The sequence below is a fragment of the Rhodanobacter sp. UC4448_H15 genome, assembly GCF_052978265.1.
In genome coordinates this window covers 2,820,098-2,834,759 of sequence record NZ_CM129665.1, presented here as the reverse complement: position 1 = coordinate 2,834,759, position 14,662 = coordinate 2,820,098, and the positions used below count along the sequence as shown (strand labels likewise).

Genomic DNA, 14,662 nt, shown 5'->3' with positions numbered 1-14,662 from the left:
CACCGGCCGCGCCGCGGCGCCGACGGTGCGGGAGATTCACCGCCCATGCGACAACCTGCCCACCTCGCCACTGCCTTGCTGGTCGGTCTCGCCGGTGCCAGCGCGGTGCTGCTCGGCGCGTTCGGCGCACATGCCTTGCGCGGCATGCTGGACGCCCGTGCCGTCGAGCTGTGGCATACCGCGGTGGAATATCACGCCTGGCACGCGCTGGCCCTGGCGCTCGCCGTGGCGCTCGGTCACGGCCGCGGCGCGCGCGTGGCGACGGTGGCGTTTGCCGCCGGCATCGTGCTGTTCAGCGGCAGCCTGTACGCGCTGGCGCTCGGTGCGCCGCGCTGGACGGGAATCATCACGCCGTTCGGCGGGCTGGCCTTCGTGATCGGCTGGCTGGCGCTGGGTTGGGCGCTGCGCCCGCGTCACGAATAGTTTCGGCAAGTGTCATGCGGCGGTCATCGTCGACGGCGATGGTGGCGGCATGGACATGCGCATCGCCCTTCGGCATTCATCCGACACGGCCGCGTGGCCCGGGCGCTTGCTGCAGCGTCTGCGCCGGCCCGGCATCGTGCTGCTCGTCGTGCTGTCGGCGATCCTGCTGTGGTCGTGGCTGCCGGCGTCCGATGAAACGACGGAACTTCCCGCGGCAAACCAGCTGGTGCACTGGCAGGGTGCCGGACACGACTGGCTGCTGGTGGTCGATCCGCAGACGCGCGAGCTGGTCGTCTATGACGCCCGCGACGGCCGGCCGCTGCAACGCCTCGGCGCCGAAGACGGCGTGCCGCCCGTGCAATCGATCGTGCTGCAGGGGCCGTGGCTGTTCGTGACGGGTGGGCAACATCCGAAGGTGCGCCTGCTGAAGCTGCCGCAATTGCAGGCGGTGAGCGCCAGAACGCGTTGATGGTCGGGCGCCGATCGGCGACGTGGCCACGTCGCTTCAGTCCGTATCGTCGTCCGGCGTCGGCCGGATCGGGCCGGCCTTGAGCCGGCCGACCTTGCGCAATGCCTCGCGCAGCACGTACTCGATCTGGGCGTTGACGCTGCGCAGTTCGTCGTCCGACCAGCGCTGCATGGCGTCGAGTACGGCTGCGCTGATGCGCAGCGGGTAGGCTTTTTTTTCGCCGGCCACGGGTCAGTACAAGGTGCCGGTGTTCAGCACCGGCTGGGTGCCGCGTTCGCCGCACAGCACCACCAGCAGGTTGCTGACCATGGTCGCCTTGCGCTCCTCGTCGAGTTCCACGACGCCCTGCGCACGCAATTGCTCCAGCGCCATGCCGACCATGCTGACCGCGCCTTCCACGATGCGGGTGCGCGCAGCGATGATCGCGCCGGCCTGCTGGCGCTGCAGCATCGCCTGGGCGATTTCCTGGGCGTAGGCGAGGTGGCTGATGCGCGACTCGATCACCTGCACGCCGGCCTTCTCCAGCCGCGCCTGGATCTCGTCGCGCAGGTGGTTGTTGATCACCTCGCCGTGGCTGCGCAGCGAGGGCTTGCCGTCGTCGTGGGCGTCGTAGGGGTAGCTCTGCGCCATCTGCCGCAGCGCGGATTCGCTCTGGATGTGCACGAAGTCCTCGTAATCGTCGACGCAGAACACCGCCTCGGCGGTATCCAGCACCTGCCACACCACCACCGCGCCGATCTCGATCGGATTGCCGTCGTTGTCGTTGACCTTGAGCTTGCCGCTCTCGAAGTTGCGCACGCGCAGCGAGATGCGCTGGCGCGAGTAGAACGGGTTGGTCCAGCGCAGGCCCTCGACCCGCACGGTGCCGGCGTACTTGCCGAACAGCTGCAGCACCTGGCCCTCGTTCGGCGCGACCTGGAAGAAGCCCTTGAGCAGAAAGCCGTCGATCGCCAGCAGCAGCGCGCCGCCCAGCAACCGCGCCAGCGGCGGCGCGTCCGGCTGGCCGTGGATGGCGCCGAGCACCAGCCACACGCCGATGCCGGCCAGCACCAGGCAAAAGCCGACGAAAGGAATGCCGGCGACCGAAAAACCTTGATGTTCGTTCATGAGCAGTCTCCCTGAGGTGGGAAAATTAGATATCAAAATGATATCTTATGCAAGCGAACTTCCGGCATGCCGTGAACGCCGCCGCCGGACGCCCCGCGTGGCCGCATACAATGCCGGTTTGCCCGCACCGGAGAACCCGATGAAGCCATTCGGCACGCCCCATACCGACCACGCACTGCGCGTGCTGCTGCTGGGCGCCGGCGAGCTGGGCAAGGAGGTGGCGATCGAGCTGCAGCGCTACGCGGTGGAGGTGATCGCGGTGGATCGCTACGCCGACGCGCCGGCGATGCAGGTCGCCCATCGCAGCCACGTGATCGACATGCTCGACGGCGCCGCGCTGCGTGCGGTGATCGAGGCCGAGCGGCCCGACCTGGTGGTGCCGGAGATCGAGGCGATCCACACGCCGACCCTGATCGCGCTGGAGAAGGAAGGGCAGCGGGTGATTCCGACCGCCCGCGCGGCGTGGCTGACGATGGATCGCGAAGGCATCCGCAAACTGGCCGCCGAGGAACTGCAGTTGCCGACTTCGCCGTATCGTTTTTGCGACGACGAGGCACAGTACCGCGAGGCGGCGGCCGCGATCGGCTACCCGTTCGTGATCAAGCCGGTGATGAGTTCGTCCGGCAAGGGCCAGAGCGTGGTGCGCGGTGCCGACGAGCTGCAGCACGCGTGGGAGTACGCGCAGTCCGGCGGGCGCGCCGGCAAGGGCCGGGTGATCGTCGAGGGCTTCGTCGATTTCGATTACGAGATCACCATGCTCACCGTGCGCCACGCCGATGGGGTGAGTTTCTGCGCACCGATCGGCCATCGCCAGGAGGACGGCGACTATCGCGAATCCTGGCAGCCGCAGCCGATGAGCGAGGCCGCGTTGGCCGAGGCGCAGCGGCAGGCTGCGGCGGTGACCGCCGCGCTGGGCGGCTGGGGCGTGTTCGGCGTGGAGTTCTTCGTCAAGGGCGATCGGGTGATCTTCTCCGAGGTCAGCCCGCGGCCGCACGACACCGGCCTGGTCACGCTGATCTCGCAGGAGCTTTCCGAGTTCGCGCTGCACGCGCGCGCGATCCTCGGCCTGCCGATCCCGGTGATCCACCAATACGGACCGTCGGCCTCGTGCGCAGTGCTGGTCGAAGGCGATGGCACGGGGCCGCGTTACCACGGCGTGGCCGCGGCGCTGGCCGAGCCGGACACGCAGTTGCGCATCTTCGGCAAGCCGGAGGTGAAGGGCCGCCGGCGCATGGCGGTGACGCTGGCGCGCGCCGGCACGCTGGAGGCGGCAGTGGCCAAGGCGGTGCGCGCGAAAGAGGCGTTGCGCATCGAGCTGTGAGCCAGGCGGTGCGCGCCGTTGGGTTACGCTTGCGGCATCGCACCGGATGACGACGGGGGAGAGGCGGCATGCAATCGACGGGTTTTTCGCATTGGCTGGTGGTACTGGTGGAGACCTTCGCGCTGCTGGCGCTGATGCTGCTGGCGGTTGCGGTGCTGGTGCTGATGGCCACATGGGTGATCGACCGCAACCAGACCGCCAACGCGGTATTGCGCAACTTCCCGGTGATCGGCCACTTCCGCTACTGGTTCCTGCACCTGGGCGAGTTCTTTCGCCAGTACCTGTATTCGAGCGATCGCGAGGAGCTGCCGTTCAACCGCGCGCAGCGCGTGTGGGTCTATCGCGCCGCGAAAAACGCCGAGAACACCAACGCGTTCGGCTCCACCCGCGACCTGCGCGCCGAAGGCGTGCCGTTCTTCGTCAACGCACCGTTCCCGGCGCTGGGCGATCACCACGTGGATGCCAAGCCGGTGCGCATCGGCCCGTACGCGCGCGAGCCGTACGATCACGCCGCGTTCTTCAACATCTCGGCGATGAGTTTCGGGGCGCTGTCGGCGCCGGCGGTGCGTGCGCTGTCGATCGGCGCGGCCAAGGCCGGCATCTGGATGGACACCGGCGAAGGCGGTCTGGCGCCGTACCACCTGGAGGGCGGCTGCGACCTCGTGTTCGAGATCGGCACCGCCAAGTACGGCGTGCGTACCAGCGACGGCAAGCTCGACGACGACAAGCTGCTCGCGATCTGCGCGCACAGGCAGGTGAAGATGGTCAGCATCAAGCTCGGCCAGGGCGCCAAGCCGGGCATGGGCGGCCTGCTGCCGGGCGCCAAGGTGACCGAGGAGATCGCGGCGATCCGCGGCATCCCGGTCGGCGAGGATTCGCAGAGCCCGAACCGCCACCTGGACATCGCCAACGTGGCGCAGCTGATGGATGCGATCGCGCACATCCGCGAGCTCACCGGCAAGCCGACCGGCTTCAAGGCGGTGTTCGGCGGCATGGACTGGATCGAGCAACTGTGCGACGAGGTCGAGCTGCGCGGCATCGAGAGCGCACCGGACTTCATCATCGTCGACGGCTCCGAGGGCGGCACCGGCGCGGCGCCGCAGACGCTGATGGAAGGCGTCGGCCTGCCATTGCACGAGGCGTTGCCGGAACTGGTGAACGTGCTGATCCGGCGCGGCCTGCGCCAGCGCATCAAGGTGATCTGCTCGGGCAAGTGCATCACCGCCTACGACGTGGCGCGGGCGATGTCTACCGGCGCGGATTTTGTCAACTCGGCGCGCGGCTTCATGCTGGCGCTGGGCTGCATCCAGTCGCTGCAATGCAACCGCAATACCTGTCCCACCGGCATCACCACGCAGAACCCGAAGCTGCAGCGCGGCCTGGTGGTCACCGACAAGTGCGAGAAGGTGGCGAACTACGCCCGCAACGTGATGCACGAGGTGGGCATCATCGCGCACAGCTGCGGCGTCGAGGACCCGCGCCAGCTCGACCGCAGCCATTGCCGCGTGGTCGGCGACGACGGCATCTCCATGCCGCTGGAAAAGCTCTACCCGTATCCGATGGAGCGAGAAGTGAGAGGTTGGAAGTGAGGAGTGAGAGAAAGCATCCAGTCTGCGTCATCCCGCTTTCTCTCACTTCTCGCTCCTCTTCACTCACTCCTCTGCCGCCAGCGAAGCGGCGGGCAGTGCCCGCCCTACGCCAGTTCGCGCCAGCCATCCGTGCCGCGAACCTGCAGCGGCTTGAAGCGGCGCTTGTAATCCATCTTCGGGTGGCCGTCGATCCAGAAACCCAGGTACAGCCAGGGCATGCCTCGGCGGCGGGCCAGTTCGATCTGTTGCAGGATCGCGCAGGTGCCCAGGCTGCGCGCGGTTTCGGCGGGGTCGTAGAAGGTGTAGACGGCGGAGATCCCGTTCGGGCACACGTCGGTCACCGCCAGCGCCAGCAGGCGCGTGCCCAGGCGCAGTTCGAGGAACAGCGTGGGGCTCCACGGCGCGGTGAGAAAGCGGCGGAAATCGCTGGCGTCGGCATCATCCATGCCGCCGCCGGGATGACGCGTGCGCAGGTAGTGCTCGTACAGCGCGTGGCGCTCGCGGTTGTAGCCGGGCATGCATTCGACCACCGTGAGATCCGCGTTGCGCTTCAGGCAGCGCTTCTGCGCGCGATCCGGCCGGAAGTTTTCCACGTCGATGCGGCAGGGCGTGCAGGCGTGGCACTGCGGGCAATGCGGGTAGTAGAGGTGGCCGCCGGCGCGGCGGAAGCCGCGTTCCAGCGCCGGCCCGTAAAGTTGATCCAGTTGCGGCGCGGCCGGGTCCAGCACCAGGTTCTGCGCCGTGCGCTCGGCGTAGTAGCCGCAGGCATGCGGCAGGGTCTGGAAAAGGCGGACGGGATCGGAGCGGCGCATGGCCCGATTCTATGCCGGCGCGGCCCGGTTCAGAACACGCGCAGGTAGCGCAGCATCTGCACCGCGAACACCGCCAGCACGGCCAGCAGCAGCACGCGGCGCACGCGGGTGGCGATGCGGGCGCGGCGCTCCAGCGGCGAGGCGTTGCGCGTGGCAGCCAGTTCCTCGCCGTGGCGGATCACCGGCTCGATGCCGAGGCCCATCAGCAGCTTGCGCGCCTGGCTGTAGTCGTCGGCGTGGGTGATCCACACCTGCGGCCACTGGCTGCGATCCTGCCGGCGCGGCGAATAGCTGTGCCGCTGCCAGCCGCGCCGATGGTAGTTGGAGCGATTGGACACCGTCGCCTGGATGCCGTGCTCGGCCATCAGGGCGACCACCGAATCGATGTTTTCCGGGCGGGGGGAGGTATAGATCTGGCGCATGCGGGAAGTTTACGCGAACAGCCTTGAACCGGGCGTTCAGTCGTCCCCGGCCACGCCGTTGCGCACGCGGATCAGCCCTTCCTGCGCGCTGGAGGCGACCAGGGCGCCGTCGCGGCTGAAGATCTGGCCGCGTGCCAGGCCGCGCCCACCCTGCGCGGTGGGGCTGTCGAACGAGTACAGCAGCCATTCGTCGACGCGGAACGGGCGATGGAACCACAGCGCATGATCGAGGCTGGCCATCTGCACGTTCTGGGTCATGTACGAGATGCCGTGCGGCAAGGTGGCGGTGCCGATCAGGTGGAAATCCGACGCGTACGCCAGCAGCGCGCGGTGCAGGATCGGCGAATCGTCGATCGTCGCGGTGAGCCGGAACCAGATGTGCTGGATCGGCGGGCGCTTGACCGGGTGCATCTCGTCGCGCGGCCACACCTGGCGGAACTCGAACGGGCCGTCGATGCCGAGCCAGCGCTGCAGTTTCACCGGCAGCCGCGCCAGTTCGTCGGCCGGCAGCGGATGCATCGGCTCGATGTCTTCCGGCGCGGGCACTTCGGGCATCGAGGTCTGGTGCTCCACGCCGTGCTCGGCGAGCTGGAACGAGATCGAGCCGTTGAGGATCGGCTGGCCGTGCTGGATCGCCACCACCCGCCGCGAGGAAAACGAACCGCCGTCGCGGGTGCGTTCCACGTTGTAGACGATCGGTGCGCGGATGTCGCCGGCGCGCAGGAAATAGGCGTGCAGCGAGTGCGCCTCGCGCGCCGGGTCCACTGTCTGCTGCGCCGCCGACAAGGCCTGCCCCAGCACCTGGCCGCCGAACACGAAACGCGTGCCGATGTCGCGGCTCTGGCCGCGGAACAGGTTGTCTTCCAGCCGTTCGAGCTGCAGCAGTTCGACGAGTTCGGCGACGTGGTCTTCGCTCATGGGGGATCCTTGCCGGGGGGCGCCAGTATAGCGGCGGCGCCCCGCGATCCCCGTTCAGCGGTCGAAGGTGACGGTGATCTGCCGGGGATCGAGCGCGGCCAGGAAGTCGCGGGCGTCGAAAGCCGCTGGCGATGGCGCAGCCAGTTGTTGCAGCCCGGACGCGTCGCGGCGGATCGGCGCCCCGAGGGGCGCCGATCCTGTGGCGGGGGGACTTCGCCACTCACGCTTGCGCTGCCGCCTCGCGCAGCTTCTGCGCGCATTCCTCGCAGCAGACTTCGACAGTGCGGCCGCCGATGGTGACTTCGATGGCGTTGTCGTCGAGCGGGTAGTCGCAGGCGGCGCAGGTTTTCTCGTTCATGGGGTTTCTCCGTGGGTTGCCCGGGAGCGGGCAGACGCAGGAGACCACGCCGCGGCTCGGGCGGCTGTCAGGATCTTTAGCGACTCACGAGGTTCGCGCCTGCGCGGCCTGGCGGAACGCGCTGGGCGTGCGGCCGTAAGCCTGGCGGAACGCGGCGCTGAAGTGGCTGTGGCTGGAGAAGCCGAGGTCCAGCGCAAGGGCGGCGACGTCCTCGCAATCGGCGATCCGGTCCAGCGCATGCGCCAGCCGCAGGCGCAGGTGATAGCGGTACAGCGGCATGCCCTCGACCTGCTGGAAAGCCTGGGTGAGATAGACCGGCGAGCCGCCGATCTCCGCCGCGATCTCCGCCAGCGTCCAGCGGCGGGTGAGGTCGCTGGCGAGCAGCAGCTTGGCACGGTCCACGAGGCGTTGGCGTGCCCGCGTGGCACCGGGCACGTGGGTGGTGCGCGGGCCGAGGCTCCGGCAGAGCAGGGTCAGCGCCAGGCTCTCCGCTTCCAGCGGCTCGATGCTGCCGTGGCGCAGGCTGTGGCGCAGCAGCGCCACCAGTACCTGGGCGCGCTCGTCGATGCGCAGCGACTGGCCGTGGAACACCGGTTCGTCGCGACGCTGCAGCAGCGCAGCCGGCGCCAGCTCGCGCAGCAGCGGCTGCGCGATCGAGAGCGACAGGCAGGCGTCGCCGCCGCTCGCCGGATGGCTGACCTGGTAGCCCTGGCCCGCGTTGAACAGCAACACGTGGTTCGCGTCGGCCACCGACTGCGCGCTGCCGACGTGGCGCAGGAACAGGCCGCGATACGGAAACACCAGGTGCGTCGCAGCCGCGCATTCCTCCGCGCTGCGGTGGCGGCACTCGCCGCGGCAGTGCACGTCGTGCGCCGCGACGAGCGGCGTTCGCAGCAGCGGCTGGACGGTGAACTCCGACATGGGGCGGACCGGGGTGGCGGAGCCGCAGTCTAGCGCAGCCGTTGCAGGCCACAGGCGGGCACGACGGCATCCCACGGGAAGCACACGCCGGGGTCGAGCTTGCGACGGATCTGCCGCGCGGGATCGTCGCTGGCCGGCATCAGGTCGGTATCCAGGTCTTCGTGGCCGGCGATCAGGCGCAGCCTGGGAAACTCGTCGCGCAACCGCGCCAGCAGGGCGAGCAGGGCGTCGATCTGCGCGGCGGGGTAGGGCTCGGTCATGGTCTGGCGGCGCGAATCGAACCAGTCGGGGTAGCGGCCCGCGTTCACGAGTTCGATGCCGATCGAATTCGCGTTGTGCCCGCGCACGTGATGGGCGATGCGGGTGCCGGGCACGTAACGGAGCACCGCGCCGTCGCGGTCGACGTAGTAGTGGCCGCTGTTGCCGGTGCCGCTGGCGTGCAGCACGCGTTCGCCGTACTCGCGCGCCATGGCCAGGTCGGGCAGTTCGGTGCAGTGGATCACCACCAGCTCGACCGTCTCGGCCGGGCGCTCGGGCAGCCGGTCGACGTAGGGCAGCGGCTGGTCGTGGAGGGTCAGGGGCATCGGCCAAGTCTCGCATGGCGCGGCCGGAGGCGGAAACGCCGCCTGCTACCATGCGCGTCTTGCCTTCGGCCTTTTCCGGAGACCGCCATGCGCGGCCAGATCATTCTTTCGCACGGCTCGGATTCGGCGCCGGAGGCGACCAAGGTCAGCGCGCTGGCCGCGCTGGCCGAGTCGCTGGGCTGGCGCACGCAGCGGCCGGACTACCGCAGCGACGACGCGCGCGGCCATGCCGGTTCGGTGGCACCGCGGATCGCGCGTCTGCGCGCCACCATCGAATCGCTGGAGGCGCCGCCGTTGCTGGTCGGCTCCAGCATGGGCGCCTTCGTCTCCGGGCTGGTTTCGCTGGACGTGCCGGTGGCCGGTCTGCTGCTGCTAGCCACGCCCAGCGAAATCCCGGGGTACGCGCGGGCGTTCGACCTGCGTACCGGCGTCCCCGCGATGCTGATCCATGGCTGGCGCGACGAGGTGTGCCCGCTGGCCGGCGTGCAGGCGTTCGCCGCGAAGCGCCGCCTGCCGCTGCTGGTGCTGGACGACGACCACCGGCTGGGTTCCAGCATGGACATGATCGCGACGCAATTCCGCAGCATGCTCGACCAACTGGCCGTCGCCGCATGAATCACTACTTCGCCACCTGCCCGAAAGGCATGGAGTACCTGCTGCGCGACGAGCTGGTCGCGCTCGGCGCGCTCGACGTGCGCGAGGCGCTGGCCGGCGCACACTTCTCCGGCACGCTGGAGACCGCCTATCGCGCCTGCCTGTGGTCGCGCCTGGCCAGCCGCATCCTGCTGCCGCTGGCCGAGTTCGATGCGCCCGACGACGAGGCGCTGTACCGCGGCGTGCAGGACATCGACTGGAGCCGGCATCTGGCCGCACACGCGACCTTCGCGGTGGACGCGGGCACTGCGCTGAGCAAGCTCAACCACAGCCAGTTCATCGGCCTGCGCACCAAGGACGCGGTGGTCGACCAGTTCCGCCAGCGCGATGGTTCGCGTCCGGACATCGACACCGACGAGCCTGACATCCGCATCAACCTGCGCCTGCGCCGCGACCGCGCCACCGTGTCGCTGGACCTGGCCGGCTCGCCGCTGCATCGGCGCGGCTGGCGCGAGGAACAAGGCGAGGCGCCGCTGAAGGAAAACCTCGCCGCCGCCATGCTGCTGCGCGCGCGCTGGCCCGAGGTCTACGCGGCCGGCGGCGCGCTGCTCGATCCGATGTGCGGTTCCGGCACCTTGCTGATCGAAGGCGCGCTGATGGCCGCCGACGTGGCGCCCGGTCTGCGCCGCGAATACTTCGGCTTCCTCGGCTGGCAGCAGCACGACATCGCGCTGTGGCGCGGCCTGCTGGACGAGGCGAAGCAGCGCGCCGAGGCCGGCCTGCGCGCGCTGCGCCCGTGCTTCTTCGGCGCCGACGCCGACCCGCACATGGTGCAGACGGCCAAACGCAACGCGCAAGCCGCGGGCGTGGCCGGCTTCTTCACGCTGGACAAGCAGGACGTGACGCGTGTCGCGCCGCCGCCGGGCGTCGACCACGGCCTGGTCATCACCAACCCGCCATACGGCGAACGCCTGGGCGACCGCGCCGAGATGCCGCGTCTGTACCGTGCGCTGGGCGACACCCTGCGTGAGCGCTTCACCGGCTGGCGTGCCGCGGTGCTGGCCGGCGACGTGGAGCTAGGCCGCGCGATGCAGCTGCACGCGGACAAGCGCTACGCGCTGTACAACGGCGCGCTGGAAACCGTGCTGCTGACCTTCGACCTGAAGCCGCGGGAGGAGAAGCCACGCGAGCCGAAGCCGCTCTCCCCCGGCGCGCAGATGCTGAAGAACCGGCTGGAGAAGAACGTCCGGCACCTGCGCAAGCGGCTGGCGCGCGAAGGCATCCGCTGCTGGCGCGCCTACGACCAGGACCTGCCCGAGTATGCCGCGGCGATCGACGTTTACGGCGACACCGGCGGCGACGATCACCTGCACATCCAGGAGTACCGCGCGCCGGCCGACATTCCCGGCGACGTGGCGCGCCAGCGCCTGCGCGAGATTGCCCGCGTCGCCGGCGAAGTGCTCGGCGTGCCGCGCGAGCGCATCGCGATCAAGACCCGCGAACGCGGCAAGGGCGGCTCCAAGTACGGCCAGTTCGACCAGCGCGGCGAGTTCATCGAGGTGGAGGAAGACGGCCTGAAGTTCCTGGTCAACCTCACCGACTACCTGGACACCGGCCTGTTCCTCGATCACCGGCTGGTGCGCGCGAAGGTCCGCGAGCTGGCCGAAGGCAAGTGCTTCCTCAACCTGTTCGCCTACACCGCCACCGCCAGCGTGCACGCGGCAGCCGGCGGCGCGCTGGAAACCACCAGCGTGGATCTGTCCGCCACCTATCTGGAGTGGGCATCGCGCAACCTCGCGCTGAACGGTTTCATCGGTGCCGACCATCGGCTGATGCAGTTCGACGCGCTGGAATTCCTGCAGCGCGATCGCGGCCGTTACGGCCTGATCTTCGTCGACCCGCCGACATTCTCCAACTCCAAGCGCGCCGAGGATTTCGACGTGCAGCGCGACCACGTGAAGCTGCTCGAAGCCTGCAACGAGCGACTGACCCGCGACGGCGTGATCGTGTTCTCCAACAACTTTCGCCGCTTCAGGCTCGATCGCGAGGCGCTGGAAGCGCACTTCGAGATCGAGGACTGGAGCGCAGCGAGCATCCCGTTCGACTTCGCCCGCCGCGCCGACATTCATGGTTGCTGGCTGCTGCGCCGGCGCCGGGCTGCGACGGGGATCAACCCGTGGGACACGGCGCGCATCAAGCAGTGAGCCTTTCAGTGCGCATTAAGCCCGCGCGCTCGACTATCCGCGCGTACAACGGAGAGCGATCATGAATACAGCGGGTTTGCGTGCTTCCGGCAAGAATGCCGCGATCGGTCTGGCGCTGGTCGCCGCGTTGGCGATGCCCCTGGGCGCGTCCGCGCACGGCTGGGGCGGGCATGGCCATCGCGGCGGCTACCATGGCGGTTATCACGGCGGCTACTACGGTCATGGCGGTCACTGGAGCGGCGGTCGCTGGATCGCCGGTGCCATTGTCACTGGCGCCGTGGTCGGTCTGGTCGCCGACGCCATGCGGCCGGCTCCGGTTTATTACGATCCGCCGGTCGTCTATCGCGCGCCGCGCACGGTGGTGTACGAGTACGGCGCGCCGGTGGTGACCCGCCGCGTGGTGGAAACCCGCACGGTGGTTTACGACGACCCTTACCAGACGCGTTACATCCGCGATGACGGCTACGACCGCGACGACGGTTACGCCGGCAACTGATCCACGCCGCATGGCGGCACCCGCGCGAGCCCGGCTTCGGTCGGGCTCGCGCTTTTTTGCGCTTCGCCTTCAGGTGTGCCTGGATCACAACTTCTGAACAAGTTTCGCGGCATCCTTGCGGGTATGCCTTGCCGTACCACCATGCCGCTGACCCACCACCGTTTTGGCAGGCCGTCGCGATTGCGGTATCGCGCATGAGTGCCGATTCACCGTTGCTTCGGGCCGGTATCGCAGCGCGCTTCGCCCAGGTGCGCCAGCAGACGCAGGCGCTGTGCACGAACCTGACGGCCGAGGACATGCAACTGCAGTCCATGCCCGACGCCAGCCCGGCCAAATGGCACCTGGCACATACCACCTGGTTCTTCGAGACCTTCGTGCTCGCGCACGACCCGGCCTGGAAGCCGCGCGACCCGGCCTGGCATTACCTGTTCAATTCCTACTACCAGTCGGTCGGCCCGATGCACGTGCGCGCGCAGCGCGGCCTGCTGTCGCGCCCCTCGCTCGACGAGGTGCGCGATTACCGCCGGCGCGTGGACGAGGCGGTGCTGGCCTTGCTGGAGCGCCATGACGATCCGGAACTGGCGAGCCTGGTCGAACTCGGCCTGCAGCACGAGCAGCAGCACCAGGAGTTGTTGCTGACCGACATCAAGCATGCATTCTGGTGCAATCCCTTGCAGCCGGCGCTGCGCCCGGCGATTGCGGCGTCCGCGCACGCGCCGCCGGTGCCGCTGAGGTTCATCGCCGGCCGCGAGGGCATCGTCGAGATCGGCCATCGGGGCGAAGGCTTCGCCTTCGACAACGAAACCCCGCGCCACCGCGCGCTGCTGCAACCGCACGCGCTGGCCAACCGGCCGGTGACCAATGCCGAATACCTGGCGTTCGTGCGCGAGGGCGGGTATCGCGAGCCCGGCCTGTGGCTGTCCGATGGCTGGGCCACCGTGCAGCGCGAAAACTGGCGACACCCGCTCTACTGGCAGGACGACCTGGCCAGCGAGTTCACCCTGTCCGGCGTGCGTGCGCTCGATCCCGCCGAGCCCGTTTGCCATTTGAGTTACTACGAGGCCGATGCGTTTGCGCGTTGGGCCGGCGCCCGCCTGCCCACCGAGGCGGAATGGGAGTCGGCCGCGCAAGGCGTGCCGATCGAGGGCAACCTGCAGCAAGGCGAACGGTTCCATCCGCTGCCGGCGCAGGCCGGGACCGGGATGCTGCAGTTGTACGGCGACGCATGGGAATGGACGGCTTCGCCGTACGTCGGTTACCCCGGTTATCGACCGCTGGCCGGTTCGCTGGGCGAATACAACGGCAAGTTCATGTGCGGGCAATGGGTGTTGCGCGGCGGCTCCTGTGTCACCCCGCGCGATCATTTGCGCGCCAGCTACCGCAACTTTTTTCCACCCCACGCCCGCTGGCAGTTTGCCGGGCTGCGACTGGGACAGGATCGATGAACAGTGTGCAAGCCTGCGGCCTTCGCGACGACGAACGCCGCCCGCCCGCCGGCGAATTGCTCGAAGTCGTCCGGCACGGGCTGGCGCTGAAGCCCAAACGGTTGCCATCGTGGCTGTTCTACGACGAGCGCGGCTCGGCCTTGTTCGAGCAGATCTGCGAGCAGCCGGAGTACTACCTCACCCGCTGCGAGATCGCGTTGATGGACGAGCACGCCGCCGACATCGGCGACACCCTCGGCAGCGACGTGCGGCTGGTCGAGTACGGCAGCGGCAGCGGACGCAAGACGCGCATGCTGCTGCGCCACCTGCGCGAGCCGGTGAGTTACGTGCCGGTGGAAATCTCGCCCGAGCCGTTGCAACAGAGCGTGCAGTGCCTGGCGCAGGAGTTTCCGCAACTGCCGCTGCAGCCGCTGTGCGCCGATTTCAGCAAGCCGCTGCGCCTGCCGATTCCGCCGCGGGCGCCGCGACGCACGGTGCTGTATTTCCCGGGTTCCACCATCGGCAATTTCGAGGCGCACGACGCGGTGGCCCTGCTGCGCAAGATGCGCAACGAGATGGGCGACGCCGGCGGCATTCTGATCGGGGTGGACCTGAAAAAGGACCCGGCGCTGATCGAGGCCGCCTACAACGACGCCGCCGGCGTCACCGCCGAGTTCACCCTGAACATGCTGGCGCGGCTCAACCGCGAAATCGGCAGCGACTTCGACCTGGCGGCATTCGCCCATCGCGCGCGCTACAACCCGATGGCCGGGCGTATCGAGACACAGCTGGTCAGCCGGCGCGAGCAGCACGTGGCGATCGGGCGCGGCAAGGTACGCTTCGGCGTGGACGAGGCGATCCAGGTCGAATACAGCTGCAAGTATTCGCTGGAAGATTTCGCGGCACTGGCGGACAAGGCCGGGCTGGCGGTGCAACGATCATGGACCGACCCGCAACGGATGTTCAGCGTGCAATATCTGGTGCGCGCCGGCCTGCTGGCGCGCTGAACAGCCGGCCGGG

At 68.8% G+C, this 14,662-nt stretch carries 17 protein-coding genes; 9 read left to right on the top strand and 8 right to left on the bottom strand.

All coding sequences use genetic code 11. From position 1 onward, the window contains the following. Positions 1-45: 45 nt before the first annotated feature. Positions 46-423, top strand: coding sequence for a DUF423 domain-containing protein (locus ACVCMI_RS13120; protein WP_447098518.1), 378 nt, complete (start codon positions 46-48; stop codon positions 421-423). Between the two features lie 49 nt (positions 424-472). Beyond that, complete coding sequence (locus tag ACVCMI_RS13115; RefSeq protein WP_447098519.1) at positions 473-892, top strand: hypothetical protein; 420 nt, start codon at positions 473-475, stop codon at positions 890-892. Positions 893-928: 36 nt separating this feature from the next. On the opposite strand, the gene ACVCMI_RS13110 is transcribed toward ACVCMI_RS13115, so the two are convergent. Both ACVCMI_RS13110 and ACVCMI_RS13105 read right to left on the bottom strand, forming a co-directional pair. Then, positions 929-1,120: an Arc family DNA binding domain-containing protein gene (locus tag ACVCMI_RS13110; protein WP_447098520.1), complete on the bottom strand. Its 192-nt coding sequence runs from the start codon at positions 1,118-1,120 to the stop codon at positions 929-931. 3 nt (positions 1,121-1,123) lie between these two features. Next, positions 1,124-1,999 (bottom strand): SPFH domain-containing protein, encoded by an 876-nt coding sequence (locus ACVCMI_RS13105; protein WP_395119438.1) that lies wholly within the window; start codon positions 1,997-1,999, stop codon positions 1,124-1,126. Between the two features lie 139 nt (positions 2,000-2,138). Here ACVCMI_RS13105 and purT point away from each other — a divergent pair, with 139 nt between their 5' ends. Both purT and ACVCMI_RS13095 read left to right on the top strand, forming a co-directional pair. Continuing rightward, positions 2,139-3,320: a formate-dependent phosphoribosylglycinamide formyltransferase gene (gene purT, locus ACVCMI_RS13100; protein ID WP_447099442.1), complete on the top strand. Its 1,182-nt coding sequence runs from the start codon at positions 2,139-2,141 to the stop codon at positions 3,318-3,320. A 68-nt stretch (positions 3,321-3,388) separates the two neighbouring features. Beyond that, positions 3,389-4,909 carry an FMN-binding glutamate synthase family protein gene (locus ACVCMI_RS13095; protein WP_395119436.1) on the top strand — a complete coding sequence of 507 codons (1,521 nt, stop codon included), beginning with the start codon at positions 3,389-3,391 and terminating at the stop codon, positions 4,907-4,909. 104 nt (positions 4,910-5,013) lie between these two features. Here the strand turns inward: ACVCMI_RS13095 and ACVCMI_RS13090 are convergent, their stop codons facing one another. The 6 genes from ACVCMI_RS13090 to ACVCMI_RS13065 all read right to left on the bottom strand — a co-directional run bounded on the left by ACVCMI_RS13090 (position 5,014) and on the right by ACVCMI_RS13065 (position 8,924). Further along, positions 5,014-5,721: an arginyltransferase gene (locus ACVCMI_RS13090; RefSeq protein WP_447098521.1), complete on the bottom strand. Its 708-nt coding sequence runs from the start codon at positions 5,719-5,721 to the stop codon at positions 5,014-5,016. A gap of 29 nt (positions 5,722-5,750) precedes the next feature. Beyond that, the gene (locus ACVCMI_RS13085) at positions 5,751-6,143 is read right to left on the bottom strand and encodes a hypothetical protein (protein WP_395119432.1); all 393 of its coding nucleotides are present in this window, start codon (positions 6,141-6,143) and stop codon (positions 5,751-5,753) included. Between the two features lie 36 nt (positions 6,144-6,179). Further along, positions 6,180-7,061: an acyl-CoA thioesterase gene (locus ACVCMI_RS13080; RefSeq protein ID WP_447098522.1), complete on the bottom strand. Its 882-nt coding sequence runs from the start codon at positions 7,059-7,061 to the stop codon at positions 6,180-6,182. 220 nt (positions 7,062-7,281) lie between these two features. After that, positions 7,282-7,419 carry a hypothetical protein gene (locus ACVCMI_RS13075; RefSeq protein ID WP_447098523.1) on the bottom strand — a complete coding sequence of 46 codons (138 nt, stop codon included), beginning with the start codon at positions 7,417-7,419 and terminating at the stop codon, positions 7,282-7,284. A gap of 84 nt (positions 7,420-7,503) precedes the next feature. Next, on the bottom strand, positions 7,504-8,340 hold the full coding sequence (locus tag ACVCMI_RS13070; protein ID WP_447098524.1) for a helix-turn-helix transcriptional regulator: 837 nt from the start codon (positions 8,338-8,340) through the stop codon (positions 7,504-7,506). 29 nt (positions 8,341-8,369) lie between these two features. Then, positions 8,370-8,924 (bottom strand): N-acetylmuramoyl-L-alanine amidase, encoded by a 555-nt coding sequence (locus ACVCMI_RS13065; RefSeq protein ID WP_447098525.1) that lies wholly within the window; start codon positions 8,922-8,924, stop codon positions 8,370-8,372. An 87-nt stretch (positions 8,925-9,011) separates the two neighbouring features. On the opposite strand from ACVCMI_RS13065, the gene ACVCMI_RS13060 reads away from it, so the two are divergent. The 5 genes from ACVCMI_RS13060 (at position 9,012) to egtD (ending at position 14,649) form a co-directional block, all read left to right on the top strand. Next, positions 9,012-9,539: an alpha/beta hydrolase gene (locus ACVCMI_RS13060; protein ID WP_447098526.1), complete on the top strand. Its 528-nt coding sequence runs from the start codon at positions 9,012-9,014 to the stop codon at positions 9,537-9,539. Further along, complete coding sequence (gene rlmKL / locus ACVCMI_RS13055) at positions 9,536-11,722, top strand: bifunctional 23S rRNA (guanine(2069)-N(7))-methyltransferase RlmK/23S rRNA (guanine(2445)-N(2))-methyltransferase RlmL (RefSeq protein ID WP_447098527.1); 2,187 nt, start codon at positions 9,536-9,538, stop codon at positions 11,720-11,722. Before ACVCMI_RS13060 ends, rlmKL begins: the two co-directional genes overlap by 4 nt. A 61-nt stretch (positions 11,723-11,783) precedes the next feature. Beyond that, entirely contained in the window at positions 11,784-12,218 is a 435-nt protein-coding gene (locus ACVCMI_RS13050) for a hypothetical protein (RefSeq protein WP_447098528.1), read from the top strand. Between the two features lie 194 nt (positions 12,219-12,412). Next, positions 12,413-13,663 (top strand): ergothioneine biosynthesis protein EgtB, encoded by a 1,251-nt coding sequence (egtB, locus tag ACVCMI_RS13045; protein ID WP_447098529.1) that lies wholly within the window; start codon positions 12,413-12,415, stop codon positions 13,661-13,663. After that, positions 13,660-14,649: an L-histidine N(alpha)-methyltransferase gene (gene egtD / locus ACVCMI_RS13040; RefSeq protein WP_447098530.1), complete on the top strand. Its 990-nt coding sequence runs from the start codon at positions 13,660-13,662 to the stop codon at positions 14,647-14,649. Before egtB ends, egtD begins: the two co-directional genes overlap by 4 nt. Positions 14,650-14,662: the final 13 nt, after the last annotated feature.